General features: G+C 39.2%; 12 protein-coding genes and 1 pseudogene. 9 read left to right on the forward strand and 4 right to left on the reverse strand.

From position 1 onward, the window contains the following. Positions 1-22: 22 nt before the first annotated feature. Positions 23-856, reverse strand: a pseudogene (locus ACFE93_RS22515) (PAS domain-containing protein); the annotation flags it as partial. A gap of 452 nt (positions 857-1,308) precedes the next feature. On the opposite strand from ACFE93_RS22515, the gene ACFE93_RS22520 reads away from it, so the two are divergent. The 7 genes from ACFE93_RS22520 to ACFE93_RS22550 all read left to right on the forward strand — a co-directional run bounded on the left by ACFE93_RS22520 (position 1,309) and on the right by ACFE93_RS22550 (position 6,512). Next, positions 1,309-1,452: a hypothetical protein gene (locus tag ACFE93_RS22520; protein WP_375476399.1), complete on the forward strand. Its 144-nt coding sequence runs from the start codon at positions 1,309-1,311 to the stop codon at positions 1,450-1,452. 637 nt (positions 1,453-2,089) lie between these two features. Further along, positions 2,090-2,752 carry a type I-MYXAN CRISPR-associated protein Cas6/Cmx6 gene (gene cas6, locus ACFE93_RS22525; protein WP_375476401.1) on the forward strand — a complete coding sequence of 221 codons (663 nt, stop codon included), beginning with the start codon at positions 2,090-2,092 and terminating at the stop codon, positions 2,750-2,752. A 2-nt stretch (positions 2,753-2,754) separates the two neighbouring features. Continuing rightward, positions 2,755-4,104, forward strand: coding sequence for a type I-MYXAN CRISPR-associated Cas8a1/Cmx1 (cas8a1, locus tag ACFE93_RS22530; protein ID WP_375476403.1), 1,350 nt, complete (start codon positions 2,755-2,757; stop codon positions 4,102-4,104). Between the two features lie 3 nt (positions 4,105-4,107). Further along, positions 4,108-4,332, forward strand: coding sequence for a hypothetical protein (locus tag ACFE93_RS22535; RefSeq protein WP_375476405.1), 225 nt, complete (start codon positions 4,108-4,110; stop codon positions 4,330-4,332). Positions 4,333-4,921: 589 nt separating this feature from the next. Beyond that, the gene (locus ACFE93_RS22540) at positions 4,922-5,485 is read left to right on the forward strand and encodes a hypothetical protein (protein WP_375476407.1); all 564 of its coding nucleotides are present in this window, start codon (positions 4,922-4,924) and stop codon (positions 5,483-5,485) included. Continuing rightward, positions 5,482-6,120: a type I-MYXAN CRISPR-associated protein Cas5/Cmx5/DevS gene (cas5, locus tag ACFE93_RS22545; protein ID WP_375476409.1), complete on the forward strand. Its 639-nt coding sequence runs from the start codon at positions 5,482-5,484 to the stop codon at positions 6,118-6,120. The genes ACFE93_RS22540 and cas5 overlap by 4 nt, the downstream gene beginning before the upstream one ends. 212 nt (positions 6,121-6,332) lie before the next feature. Further along, positions 6,333-6,512, forward strand: a complete 180-nt coding sequence (locus ACFE93_RS22550) for a hypothetical protein (RefSeq protein WP_375476411.1) — start codon at positions 6,333-6,335, stop codon at positions 6,510-6,512. Positions 6,513-6,720: 208 nt separating this feature from the next. Here ACFE93_RS22550 and ACFE93_RS22555 read toward each other — a convergent pair whose 3' ends face one another. The 3 genes from ACFE93_RS22555 to ACFE93_RS22565 all read right to left on the reverse strand — a co-directional run bounded on the left by ACFE93_RS22555 (position 6,721) and on the right by ACFE93_RS22565 (position 13,951). Continuing rightward, positions 6,721-10,434 carry a DUF1156 domain-containing protein gene (locus ACFE93_RS22555; RefSeq protein ID WP_375476413.1) on the reverse strand — a complete coding sequence of 1,238 codons (3,714 nt, stop codon included), beginning with the start codon at positions 10,432-10,434 and terminating at the stop codon, positions 6,721-6,723. Positions 10,435-10,524: 90 nt separating this feature from the next. Further along, complete coding sequence (locus tag ACFE93_RS22560; protein ID WP_375476415.1) at positions 10,525-11,805, reverse strand: DUF3883 domain-containing protein; 1,281 nt, start codon at positions 11,803-11,805, stop codon at positions 10,525-10,527. Next, positions 11,771-13,951 carry a DEAD/DEAH box helicase gene (locus tag ACFE93_RS22565; RefSeq protein ID WP_375476417.1) on the reverse strand — a complete coding sequence of 727 codons (2,181 nt, stop codon included), beginning with the start codon at positions 13,949-13,951 and terminating at the stop codon, positions 11,771-11,773. The genes ACFE93_RS22560 and ACFE93_RS22565 overlap by 35 nt, the downstream gene beginning before the upstream one ends. Positions 13,952-14,183: 232 nt before the next feature. Here ACFE93_RS22565 and ACFE93_RS22570 point away from each other — a divergent pair, with 232 nt between their 5' ends. Together ACFE93_RS22570 and ACFE93_RS22575 are read left to right on the forward strand one after the other, a co-directional pair. After that, positions 14,184-14,516, forward strand: coding sequence for a hypothetical protein (locus ACFE93_RS22570; RefSeq protein ID WP_375476419.1), 333 nt, complete (start codon positions 14,184-14,186; stop codon positions 14,514-14,516). Positions 14,517-14,635: 119 nt separating this feature from the next. Continuing rightward, positions 14,636-14,864: hypothetical protein (locus ACFE93_RS22575; RefSeq protein WP_375476421.1), on the forward strand; the 229-nt coding region annotated here is incomplete at its 3' end.

Here is a 14,864-nt window from a genome sequence, read left to right on the forward strand (position 1 = left end):
TTTCTAATTGGTTAAGTAGACTATTTAGTGTCTCCTCTGCTTGCTTGCGATCGGTGATGTCAGTATGTGAGCCTGCCATTCGTACTACATTACCATCTTCATCCCACAGTGCTTGACCTCGATCTAAAATCCATTTATAGGTACCATCTTTACATAAAGCTCGATACTCAGTAATGTAAAACGGTGTTTTCTGATCAAAGTGATCTTGAACAGCTTGTTTAACCCAGTCAAGATCGTTCGGATGCACTCGTGTCACGCATTCATCTAAATGCTTAGAAATTTCATTATCTTCGTAACCGAGCATTTCTTTCCAGCGAGCCGAGAAGAAAACTTCATTGGTTTTCACATTCCAGTCCCAAATTCCATCATTATTGCCGCGCAAAGCTAATTGCCAGCGTTGTTCGCTTTCCCTCAAAACCTCTTCAGTCCGTATGCGTTCAGCAATTTCCTTCGCTAGTTGGTAGTTTGCAGCCTCTAGTTGGGCAGGACTCGGTAGAACCAGCAACTGCGGCATTAATGACACAAGCTCTAGAGCAGTTAATACGGAGACAAAAGCGGTGATAGCTTTGAGCAACCCTGATAACCAATAGGTAGGATACCAAAGCGTCCATACATCCATTAAATGAGTTGTGCCACAAGCAATGATGAATGTGCCAAACATTAGGAATATCCAGCCGAAAGGCATATCTTGCCGCTTACGAACAAAATAAACCAACATCACTGGAATTGAATAATAAGCAAGTCCAGTTAACACATCTGAAATCAGATGCAACCAGACCAATCCTGGTTTCCAAAGGTAGCAATGTCCGTGGGGAATAAACTGGCTAGTAGAGAAAAAATTATTTAAAAATTCCATTATAAAAACCTACACATTGCACAAGTCTTTACCAAAGCCTGAAGTGCGAGAGAAGAGGTTTTTAACCTCAGACCTCTGTAGACGCGCAAATGCCTAGAGAGTAGCTCTCACATTCTAAAGGAGAACTACGTTTGGCATTCGTCAGAGTTTTACCGTACTAGTTTTAGGCTAGAATCAAGTAGTAGCTTGAGCTTCTATATTCTGTGTTCGTCATCTTCTCTGAGTTTTTTAATCTGATAATATAAGATTTATTAAAATTAAAGTACCGCGATCGCTTTGGTTATTGTTACCGTATATCCTCTGAAATCAACCATTTACATATATAAAAACCTTCAAAAATCACAGTAATATTTTGGTTATATAATAATCTAATTTTAATCTAGTTGCATACGTGTATTTGCGGACTAACTCAACTCAGTTTGGGTAGGTCAGCACTACTAATCTGTCATATAGTGTCCGGTCAAAGACTTATCATTGATACCGCAGAGAGCAGGGGAGAAGCTCACGATCAAGATTTGGAAACAGAGCAACTGGCATTAGATGAGGCTGAGGCAGCAAATCGCAGACTCTGTACCGAATGGCAAAACTATCAGTAACCCGATGCTCTTGTAGCTCTCAAAAATCTAGGTGTCTTCATCGCTACATCGGTAAAGTTGGCTCGAAGCTCAATAGGTGCGTCTGAGCATTTCAGAGTATATTTGTTTGGACTAGGTATAGAGAGACTAATTAATTTGTCCTGACGACAGTTAATTAGTCCGAACGACATTAATCTGTCACCGACGACAAATGTGACTTTACCCATAACTTTGCCGCTACTGGAACCATAACTTTGCCGCCAACAACAGTATAACCCTCATTCTTGCGTCAGCTAATTTTGGATGAAATTGGCAGTTTGGAACCATAACTTTGCCGCTAGTCCAAATTTGAAGGATAAGCTTGCCGTGAGTCCCATCAAGCATAGAAAGTAGGAAAGTGCCGGATTTCTTTAGAATGGAGCAGAAGCGGTTCATGCTGGTATGGGATAGAAACTTTTGGCTATCCATCAGTTCTGAGTAACTACTAGAGTATTAGAAGCTCCTCCTAACCAGTGAGAACATTGCGAACAATAGCCTAAACTGGATTGCCAGTCTAACCAAAGTACTGGCAATGACAATGAAGACAAGTTAGCACAAGAAGATGTTGATGTATTAAACAAGCTATGACATCTTTAAATTTTTCTCAAAATTTCCATCTATGGTAGCCATATTAATTCAAAGTGAGGAATATATAGACTTAACGTTTAAGCTAAGAGGCGCACCGATTCCTCTTGATAATGGTTATGTTATCTATAGTGCTTTGTCCAATATTTGTCCTAGCCTTCACGAACTAAAGTCTATTGGAATTCATCCGATTGCTGGAATACCGACCAGAAACAATTTGCTTGAACTCACTGCTCAATCTCGTATAAGAATTCGGATTTATCATCAACAAATTCCTTTAATTTATCCTTATTTAGCGGGTCAAGCCTTTCATATAGGTCAAAATTTTTATCAACTAGATATTCCTGACTACAAACCGTTAGTTTCTTCAGAAAGTGTCTATTCCAGATTAGTGGTAATTAAAGGGTTTCAAGACTCTACTAACTTTATTGAAGCTGTGCAACGGCAAATGGATAATTTAGGAATACAAGGAAAAATTGAACTTCTTACCCGACAAGATGGAACACCTCAACGAAGACAATTAACCATCAATAAAGAAGGGAAACAGTTTAAAGTTAGAGGATTTGGCGTAAAAATCAGCGAACTCAACCCAGAAGATTCCCTAACCTTGCAAGAACAGGGTATTGGCGGGAAACGAAAGATGATGTGTGGAATATTTGTCCCAGCGACTCGCAGCAAGGAAGAAGAGGAAACCTGATCATGCTTGCTACCCAACCCAAAATTTCCCTATCTCTTGATGCTGCGGATACGACCATAATGCACCGCGTCGGAATGACCGGACTTTACATAACTTTAAAGCGATTAGAAAAGCAATATCCTTTATCTCGTCAACGGGGAGGACATATATCATGGTTTTTGACTACTGATACTATTGAATTATTCTGGGAAGGAAGTGATTTCGTTGCCCTATCTTGGTTAATTAATGAGTCTTTTAAATTAGATGATATAGGTTTAATTCATTTAGCAGGATTAGACAATGATGCAATAGATTTAAGTCAGAAAATCTATATTCATGAGGGAATGTGTGCTGTTTTTCTGCGTCATAATCAATTTTATCAAGCAGGAAAGCTAGTTAACACTGAACTAACTGTTGAAGAAAAAAAAGTCGATTATCAATATAAATCCCTAACTTGGTACGCACATCAAACCTTTGCAGAGAAGTTATGCGAGGCAGATACCCAGCAACTTAGACATGATTATGTTCAAATAACCAGTTGGTTATATTTAGGGGGAATTGTTCGCCATGCTAGGACGCAGAATACTACAAAACTAGAAGAGAAACTTGAATACGCCTTAGCACTATTATTTGTACCAGTAGTTTGTCATTATTGCTTACTTCATATTCCATCAGAAGACTTAAAAGAAAGGAAACCCCATCGCTACTTGGTGGTGATTCCAGAAATCAAGGATTTTGAAGACGCTTCTCAAAGGAGATGGCGATTACAGCAATTAGAAACTAAACAGCTTCATGTTAGTACCCTTGGTGAAGCAGGATTACTTTATTACAGCTTAGACGATATTCAGTCTGAAGGCGAGTACTATCAAGCTTGTCAAGTTTGGTTATATGAAAAAATAAATCAAGCTTCTCGTCAAAGGACATTGATGAGTATAGAAGAAATTAAAATTGATAAGAATACTTTAATCACTTATCAACAGGTTCAAAAATACTTTCAAACCAATTATCCGAAGATTAAGCCTAAGCAAATTTTTATTAAAGTGAATCTGATTCGCTCCCTGATTGCTGATAATTTAGTGAAAGGAATTCATTGGTGGTCTAATTTTTGGGAAAAATTGGTGATAGAGGATTCAAAAGGATATTTATTTAACCAGTTATTTTCCAATCGAGAAGGATTCATCATAATGGCAGAGAATAGTGAAGAAGACAAACAGTATCTTATTTTTATTAAGGTATTTCAGCAAGCTATGAAGGGCAACTTTGCTAAAATGTATGCCAAAGCAGAGGAAGGAAAAGATCCTCCAATTAAGAAGAAAGTTGAACGATTAAGGGCAGAGCTAAACTATTGTTATGATGAATTTTCATTCAAGTAATATTTGTCCGATTTTTTAGTAAGAGGAGGATTAAATAAGTATTTTAATGAGCATCAAGAAGAAATTTTACTACTAATTAAAAAATCATCTTGGCAAGAACTAAGAATTTGGTCATTGTTAGCGATCGCCAGTTATAAACCCAAAGATAAATCCACCAATAGGGATGATAATTCATTCCCAAACAATCAAAACCTAGAAGAAGTGAATGATGAGTCAGAAAAAGAATGACAATAATATCCCAAATTATTATCTTTACGGAACAGTCCTCACTCGTTATGGTTTAGCGTCCTTAAATCATGACATTAGACTAGGAAATAAGCAGGGCGGCCGCATCATGTCAACAAAAGGATTGTATTTTCAATAAGCTCCCAAATAGTCGCATTAATTGTTGCTTATTGACACAGGTTGAAGCGATCACTTTGAGCTTGGGAAACTAAACCAAACGATAAATGCTGATTTTTTCGTTGGTTCTTAACCTTGGTTGTGATCAAGAGTAATTTAGATGCGTTTGCCCTGAGGAAATAAGACTATTCTGCAAAAAGGCTATTGGAATGGTAAAATTCATTCTTTTGTAGGTTCAAGTGCAATTCGTTGGGCGTTACGTTTTTATCTTCAAAAGCAAGATTACTTAGTTAATCGAGTTTGGAATGAGGACGAACATATTAATCGGTTAACAAGTGAAGATTTCAATCCAGAACAATTTTATGATGATGATATTTTTGGGTTTGCTTTATTAGAGTCTGCTGAGACAGAGGACGAGACTTCAACAACAAAGAGAAAAAAGAAACAAACAAAAGTCAGCACTCCTAATCAGCGAATGGGTGCTTTAGGGATGAATATGGCTGTTTCGCTAACGCCTTATGATGGTGCAGTCAAGTTAGGGGTAAAAAGTGGCAGAGAAAAGGATAGCACATCGCTTCATTTTACAGAATATCATGCAACTAGATATCAATATTATTTTGGAATTAATGCCACTCATCTCAAAGATTTTTCGCGGATTTTACCTCTGATAGATGGGATTATGAACCTGCCCAAGGTAGGAGGGAATAGTAATATTTTTAATTATCCTTTCTGTCCAGATAGTTTTGTATTTCAATGGACAAATCATTTTGCTTCATATATTTCCTATTGCTTTGAATATTGCGATTCTAAGAGTAAGGAAGCAAAATTTACACAAGAGTTTATAGATGAAGTGGAATGCGGACAGATTGACCCTAGTAAATTGTGGATTGGGGGAACAATTGTTAAGGAGTTACAGCAATTGGATGATTTTGATAATTCCCCTTTTAAGAAAGCGCATATTTATCGTAATCGAAATGAACTGATTGCAGCTTTGAAAACAGTCATTAAAAGAGATTTGGGCTTAGAAGAATCAAAATGATTGCACCATTAATTCTCTATTTGGATATTCCATTTGCAACTTTTCGGGAGTCCCATGCAAGAGAAATGGGAAAAACCTATCCTGTCCCTCCTCCAGCGACACTGTATGGGATGTTGTTGTCTTTGGTAGGGGAAACGAATGTCTATCGCCACTGTGGGGCAGAATTGGCGATCGCGATGTTATCTAGCCCCAAAAAGTCACGAATTTTGCGTCAAATGAGACGGTTTAAGAATGCTGATTTTAGCCATCCAGAGAATGTTATTCCCTGTTATCAAGAAATATTGTCTAATCTGAAGTGCTTGATTTGGGTTCGTTCTGACGAGGAAAAGATACAACCAAGTTTAAGGGAGAGGATAGAGTTAGCGTTTGACCATCCTGAGCTAGTAAGACGGTTTGGTTGTTTATTTTTGGGAGAAAGTGACCAGTTGATTAAAACGCTCAAACTTGTCTCAGAAGATTATCTAGAGGGGGTGAGACAGTGGGCGATTAGGGATAATCGAGGCAGGTTAACCTTACCCTATTGGGTTGACCATGTGGGGTCAAGAAATACCCGATTTTTGAAGTATCGGATTGAGGAAATGCCAAGCTCACTACCTCCTGATTTGGCCTGGACGATGATTCAATCTCCAATTTGACAAGTATCTCTTATGGGAAAGGGAATTTAGCGTAAAAGAATGGTGGGAAGGTTTACACGGTAAAGGATATGGTAATTGAGACAAGGAAAAAGGTGCTTGTCATTTTTGGGAAAGCTTATCAGCACTGGGTTTGAGGGGCTGAAAATAAGGGAAACTTTGGTAAGTTGTATGCTTTTGGTTTCTCGATCTGGAAAATACTTGTAAGATTGTAAATGAAGCTTCCTCAGTTAAGGGTTTTCAACTTTGATGTGATTCGTGGCTTTATGCCGTTAGGCGTTGCTCAAAAGGACTTTGACTGGGGCTACCACACCATTATATTCGTGATTCGTGGCTTTATGCCGTTAGGCGTTGCTCAATTTGCACGGGCGCAGCGTAACGGGTGGGATAGTTGATGATTCGTGGCTTTATGCCGTTAGGCGTTGCTCAAATATCGAGGTCAAATTACTGACTACGATCGCAGAAGTGATTCGTGGCTTAATAAGGTTGGGGGTTATTCCTTCAGCAACTTCCGCTAACCTTTGATGGTACGGTTAAAGATGCAGAACCAGGGCGTAGTGTAACTCTTACTCCATCCTGCTGAAAATCTCAAAATTTGCGACCCTACTCCAAACGTGTAGACGCTTGAATATCCATTTCATCTAATGGTTCCTCGATCGCATTACGTATCCAGTTGAGGTCAAAACTATCCTGCGTGTGTGCCTGTACCTCAATTGTGATAGTCATCCCCTCAGCTTTATCAGATAAAGCCTGTAATACATTAAACAAGTGAAATATCTTTACCTTGTCAGTAGAGGATGTCAGCTTGTAGTAACGTGCAGGTTTTTTTCCATTAACAATATCAACTAACACAGTTCGCTCAATACTACTTGCTTCTGATTTATACTCTACAGTTTGTTTTTCTTCAGAAACTCTTCTCTTTGTAGTGCTACCAGAGTCACCCGAACCATAAATTAGTTTAACACTATTATCTTCTTCCGCATCCGTCGTTATCGTCTCCCCTATTTCTGGAGATTTCACAGTACGCAACTTATTAACCAAGCTGGGGGATAAAAGATAACCGGCTAGGTCTAACTCATCGGCAGGTATGACTTTCTCAAAACTGATTAAATTGGGATTATCTACTACAGGGATTTCACCACTAATAGTCATTGATGGTACATAACCAATTAAACCTTGTTCAATGGCTTTGAGAATAGATTTTTTAATTCCTTCTACCCCTAACATTTTGGGTAAAGTAGGGAAGCGGAAAAAATAACTCACTAATTCTTCACCAGTTATATATTCCTTGCCTGGACTTTCTAACCCAGATAAGCTGACTAACTTACTAGCAGTAGTAGTTTCAAAAACATAATTCTTTAAAGCATCTAATACCCGTTCTTGCAAATTCTGACTGGTATTGAGTTGAGATTGTAAATCAACACTTTCCAACCTCACAGGTTTTTCACCGCTATTGTCTGGGAGAGGCAGTAAAATATATTCATACAGACGACGCACGGCAGCGACAATCTCACTGGTAGCATCCTTAGCTTTGTTAGTAAGTTCATTGAATTCTTCTAATTCTTCAGAAGAAGCCTTCTTCCTATCCTTTTTTTCAATTAGTCCAGATATAGCTAAGGTAGTTCTTGCACCTTTTTGTGCCTTATCCATTTGTGCTTTATTGGGAACTACAAAGGCAAGTGCATTTTTAAATTCCCGTTTATCATTACCGCGATTCTCTAACCAATTTAAGGCATCTGCCAAGACTAAATCCTTACTCTTATCTGCCCAACTTGGCTCTAGGTAGACAATATTAAACTGCTTAACTTTATCTGGAATAGCAGCAGCATCTTTGGGCCAGACAACTTTACTTCGGATGTTAGGCAGAGTTTTATTTAGTTCCTCCTGAATTTTCTGCAATACTTCATCGCTACTCACCTTACCTTCTTCATCAGCAATTAACTTATTCAAATTTGCTTTAGTTTCAAAGCGATAACGTTGACCAACATAGTGTAGATGAAGTAATTCTTCGCGCAAATCACTTAAAGCAGCAGTAATTGTCGTCCTGTCTAATCCTGGTGCAAGGCAGGCAGAGGTAATTTCTTGTTCTAAAACACCTTTGTCTCCTCCTCTTGTACCAAACGAATACATTAAAATGGCAGAAGATAGACGAGTACCTACCTTTAAATGGGATAATGCCGGAGCATCAGCAGCAATGCGATTATCTACTGTTTTAACCTTAGCCTTCCGCCCAGTTAAGTCAGAAATTAATACAGAACTGTAAGCATCTCTTGCCCCAACTTGCGAAAAGAAAGCATTTTTCACAATGTCATTATCAAAGGGAATACTTCCCGGAGTAATTAACCAAGAATTATCTTTTGCTTGCCACAAAGCATAAGTGGCGGCAGCAAGAAATTGTAAAGCACCGCGAGTCCGTTGATAACTGGGCAGAGTTCCCCAGCGATAATACATTAAATCAATTAAATCAGGATGGAAAGGATAACTAACTAAAATTCTTTCTGCTAATAAATCAGCTTGTTGTTGAATTTCTTGTTTTTCACGATTAGTATCAGCATAACTTTCACGCAATCTGCGGAATAATTCTGCTTGTTGTCTAGCTACTTCTTGAATAATTGTCGTATCGCCAATATTGCTAAATAACCGTCTCTGGATTACCTGCATCACTTCATCGCCAGAAACAGGTTCTTTTTTGGCATCAATGCGACTAACCAATTTATCTAAGGCACTGAGTAAACCTTCATTGCCAAAAGATTCAGCGACACTAGCTTGCAGGGAATACACTAAAACAGTTTTAGGTAATTCTCTCACAATTTCAGTGAGTTTTTGGATAAAAATGAGAACCTGACGACCAAAGTTAGAATCTCCGACTTGTACCGCCGGATTTGTTTCTGGAAAATCCCAACACATTGGTAATCGACCATTACTAATTGGGCTTTCTATAGTTTCACGCCCCGTATGGTAAACTCCTAAGTTGCTACCTCTATTTGCAGTTTTTGTAGTTGCAAGACTCAAATAAGTTACAATTGCTTTTGCAAATTCATCTTCATATTTGTGCTGTAACATTTCCTGATGGGCCAGCTTTACCCACTTTACAAATGTCATCAGCGACAGTAATTGACGGTATATAAATAAATCAGACCATTTTACTAAGCCATAGGGCTGTACTCGAAAACCCAACACCCCATAATTTGGTAAAGATTCGTTGGGAATTGTTAAACCTGTATCTGTACAAAGTTGCTCAAATTTATTTTTTAATTCCATTTCATCTGGAATATAATGATTATAAAACTTTCCTGCTAAATAAGTTTTACCTTGTTCACCCAAGGTCGTGCAAACAATAGCCATTAATTGCTGATTAATTCTACACGCTACACCTTCTTTTTTAACATATTTAACATCTACTGTTGTCCCGCAATGACGACAAGTAGAAGTACCACGAGAACTACCAACAGCAGGGTCAAAACCTAACCCTTTTTCCGTCGCAGCTTCCACCACTTCAAACTCAACCTGCTTTGTCTCATAATTCGGAATCACTTTGAGCGCCACATACTTTTTCGGCTTCTTACACAACCAAGTCTGACGCACTAAAGGAACCTCTGCACTACAAGCAGGATTAGGACATTTCACAGTGCGCGTCCATAAATATGCAACTGGAGTTAAAGTTTGTGCAAGACTTAGTTGTTTTACTTTTGCATGTTCCAGTAACTCTAATTGCTGAGGTTCTTCTTGCAGAAGTTCTCCGACTTTAATGGCAGGATACAAGTCACCAATCTCTCCTCGCACTTTTTCAATTACCCAATTTCCCCATTTCTCCACTTCATCGGCTAATTGTTTCCCGTATTTTTGGGGATAAACTAGCGTACAAAGCTCAATAATATGAGCCACTGGATTAAGTTCAACAGCATAGGTTTCACAACCCAAGCGTAATGCTTCTAAAGGAATTGCCCCTCCACCAGAAAACATATCTAAAACCTTTGGTGGCGGTACTTGATTTAATGGTGTGTCTGCTGGTAAATTTAACCGTTCTCGTTGTGCTTCTAATATCTGCCTTTTAGCTTTAGCAATAGTTGCTTCCCCAGCTTCCCATTTGCACAATTCAATCATTGCCTTACTTAAAGCTGTGCGCTTTTGGGAAGTTTCTGGTGCGGCGACTAACGAAGCGAAAACCGCCGCCCTAGCAGCTACTAAAGGTCGCCTTGCCCACCATAAATGTAGTGTAGAGATATGACCCTTTCTAATAGATTTTTCTCGTGCAGATTCAACAGATATTTCCTTGATGGGGATGAAGTCTTCAATTAGGCGACGGTCGGTAGACATTATTTTGACTGAGCTAATTTATGTATAATCGCTTGATGCAATTTATACCTTGGCTCAGACATTGATTAATGTCAACAATTAAATATTAAGTTATACAATTGTGTTGTCTAATGCCTCAGCCCCCACGACATACCGCGTTACTTGCTTAATTTCCTTGGCATCACCAGCGAACACCTTAGCCGGATTTTGTATCGTTAACAATTGCGGATTTTCACTTTTACATCCCCAGACTACATACAGCCAATAAGAATCACCTAACTGCTGTGCCTTCCGCCATTCATTCACAGTCAACGCAATTTCTTGATTGTGTTGCGCCCTTCCTTTCACCTCAATGCGCTGCACAGGTGCAATTCCCGTCACTTCATCAACTGGCCCCACACTGCGAATGTCAAAACCACTACCATCATGTTTTTGACTTACATCCTCTGGTTCCCATCCGCGTTGTCGTTCATAGTCCATCACATACTGCATCGCAAAAGCTTCCACTTCTGGATCATTCCGCATCCCTGGATATTTGGACACTTCTACAGGTGCAGGATATACTAAGGCGCTTCCCAAATATGCCACACGTCCAGGACGAATAATTTTTAAATAGTCCAGTTCACCTTGTTTATTCTTATAACGTTCCTGCAAATTCCGTACCTTATTTTGAGCATTATCCCTTGTCACGCGGTAGGTTTCATCCCCTCCTGCAACCTTCGCTGCTAATTTCATCTGAGTGCGTTGAGCCTCTGTGATGGTGCTTTCCATCGCTTTCTGTAAATAATCTTGGCGGATTTCTAACTCCCGTTGACGTTGCGCCCTTTCTAAATCCATTAAAGAACGCTGCACTTTTACTTTTAACCAGTTTTCCACCTTTTGTTGTTCCTGGGGGGTGGGGGGATAAATCACCATATCTGGAGATAACTGGGTAGGAGCTAAATCATGGAGACAGTCTGGTGAAATTAGTACCAGTTCCCCTGTAGACTTTTCGGCAACAGCACATAACCGTGCTTTGAGAACTGTGTCTTTACCTTTTCGTCCCATACCCGCCACCTGCACTTCAAAAAAGTGAATGCGGTAGGGTTGTTGGGCATCAGCATCAATAAATATGGCAGACTGTTGGGATACTCTTTCCCATAATTGGGAATCTAACCGTTCTACAATGGCAGCGAATAAAGAATGTCCTGGTGATAATAAATCTGCATCTTGATGTACTGGTTGTGCCAAATGCTCTTTATAAAAAGTCAGTTTGAGATATTCTTTCTCTGCGATACCATATTTGCGTACTGACTCCAAATTATTAGAACGAAATTCCTCTTTGACATAACTTACTCGCCATAAACCATCAGCCCGATTATCTAAATTCACCCGCATAAAGTCTACAGGCACGTTTAAAGAATTCCTCCACATAGCGGGGCATTAAACGCTGTTCTTCAGAAACGTAATCTTGCGTTTGGGTGCGACGAATTTGGGATAAATCTACATGAGAAGTTGCTAAAGCCACACCCGTAGCTTGTTCAAGAGATTCTAATTTTTTAGGGTCGAGACGTTCAATTTGCTCTAAAACTTCATCTTCACTGGCTTTCGTATAAGTTGCTTCTCTGACCAGTTCCTCAAACCGGATATCATTTAATTGTAGTAATTGACCAATAACATCAAAAACCCTGTCCCCCATTGCCTTGCGGATTTCTTCTAACTTAGCCAGCAACTTCTCTAATACTCTACCTTCTACCGTATTTTCCGCCACGAAGTTAAAAACATAAACATCATTCGTTTGACCAATTCGGTGAATTCTGCCCATGCGTTGCTCTAAGCGATTGGGGTTCCAGGGAAGATCATAATTAATCATTAATCGGCAGAACTGTAAATTTATTCCTTCACCTGCGGCTTCTGTTGCTAGACAAATTTGTTTACTTAATTGAAAATCTCTTTGGGCAGCTTTTCTGGCTAAAATATTCATTCCCCCATGAATTTCACAGGTACTATATCCCCATGCAGTTAAATTCTTTTTCAGATATTCCAGCGTATCCCTGTGTTCCGTAAAGATTAATAATCTACCACTACCATCTTTGATTTCATTAAATCTTGCTTCTTCCAGACTTTCCTTAAGACGATTTAACTTAGTCTCAGTACCAACATCAATCACCTGCTGGGTGAGCTTGACTAACCTTTCTAACTCCCGTAACTCTTCTTGGAGTTGGTCTACCTGCTCTGCTACTGTAGACTCAATAGCTAATTCTTCTAATTCATCTTCTGGACAATCATCACTTTCTAATTCTGGATCTACTATTTTCCCCAAATTAATTAATCGCTGTTTTTGCTCTTGAGGTGGTAATTTATTTAATTCTTCTACTAAATCTGCAAAGCGGCGCTTACGTCTATCCAAAGAACTATAAATGGCATTTAAACTACTAGCCAAACGTCTCTGCAAAACCGTCCTAGCTAATGCCACAGCCGCCTGCTTTTTGCCTTTAGTCTTACCTAAATATTTATTAATATATTTTGTGATTTGCTCATATAAATGATGCTCGGCAGTAGATAAAGTAAATGGTACTGTAATTGGGAATCGTTTTTTAAATAATTTGTTACCCTGAAAATCTTTTAATTCTTCTTTAATGCGGCGCAAAAACCAAGGACTATCATCTAAACTTAGTAACTGCGGATTAAGTTCATCAGAAATAAATTGTTCAGGGTCAAGTAAACGTAAGAAGTTATGAAAATGACTAACATCGCCTTGGTGAGGAGTAGCCGTTAATAGTAATATTCTTTCAGTAATTTTGGATAATTCTTCTGCTAATTTATAGCGTCCAGTCCGGCGTAAATCATCGCCTTGGGTACGAGCAGAACATTTATGTGCCTCATCAATAATTACTAAATCCCAATCTACTTGCAAGATACCAGGGGCAACATCATCGCGTTTTGCAAAGTCAATAGAAGCGATACACTGGCGAAACCTTTCCCAAGGATTACCTGCTAACTGATTTTTGGCCAGTGTCGAATTAATAACCTCAAAAATTTCAGAAAATTTACTGCGTAATTCATCCTGCCATTGAATTGTTAACGGCGCTGGTGCAAGAATTAAAATGCGCTCAATGGCATTTCGCAGTTTAAGTTCTTTTAACAACAACCCCGCCATAATGGTTTTACCTGCTCCTGGATCATCAGCAAGGAGAAACCGTAGCCTTACCTGGGGTAAAATACGTTCGTAGACTGCTTCTAACTGATGGGGGAGAGGACGGACACCGCTAAGACTCACAGCAAAGTGTGGATCGTAATCGAATGCGGTTTTTATTCGTACTGACTCAATAAAAAGAAAAAATGCATTAGCGTCAACAGTGGCAACTGATTTCTGTTCTTGTGAGGCGAGTATTTCCTCAATCTCAAAATTACTCAAAATAGCTTCACGCAACTCGCCCTCTTGGGTGCGAACCGTCAACAACAATGTGTCATCAAAAACATCAAAACGTTCAACAGTTACAGCACCAGTAAACTGTCCTGGAATTTGAATCCGTTTTCCAATCAGTTGCTCTACCATTAGCTATCTCGACTCAGTGTAGGTTTTGTTGGCATCCTTGCTTGGATCTACTATCTGCCAATTTTGCTAAGAGAGAGTGATTATTATCACAAAGCAGCAACTATATTTTTATACCTTAGAAAGACAAAACGAATAAGATGCTGTTCTGTTTGTGATTTATTTTTCAAACAAAGCCAACATTTGCCAAGATATGATTGCCTCAGTCACTTGCCATTTGGCAATTAGGAAGGCTATGGGTATTGCTCCAAAAATTCCAACTCAGAGACACTGGGATGTATTGAATTCATATTTACAACCCTTAAAAGATTATCCAATGGAACTCGACGAGTTTCTGAGACATTGGGATGTGTCACGAGAAGAACTGGCTTTTATCTGTGACTGTTCGTTAACAACCGTTAATCATTGGTTTTCCCAAGGTGTTGACCAGAGAATACCAAGCGAAAAACATAAACAGCGCCTAGCATTGGCACACCATATCTGGACAGCAATCCAAACTGAACCAGAGTACCTGCAAAAGCTTCGGGATGTATACCACCAAAAGCGACGCAGAAATCCTGCTAAATAGGCACTTGCCAAATGGCAAGTTTTTATTGCCACTGTGGCAAGGGAAAACTTTAATATTATTTATCAGAATTCTTCTTGATTTTTACTGTTGTTGGTCAACTTGCACCCAAAAAGATTACTATGCCTGATCTGTTTTCCCAAATTCCACCAGTAGCGATGCCAGAGGTAATTCCCAGCGAATTGCCTCAACAGAGATTTCATCTCGGTGAATGGGTGCGCTGGTTTCAAGTACCCAACGGTGATTTTGGTCGCGTCATTGGAGTCATATACACCCAACAAGCCAGTTGCATTGCTACTGGCTTACATTACTTGGTTCTTTTAGATGAGCGCAGCCCCTCTCGTGAAATTT

It is taken from the genome of uncultured Nostoc sp. (genome assembly GCF_964247315.1).
GTDB lineage: Bacteria > Cyanobacteriota > Cyanobacteriia > Cyanobacteriales > Nostocaceae > Nostoc.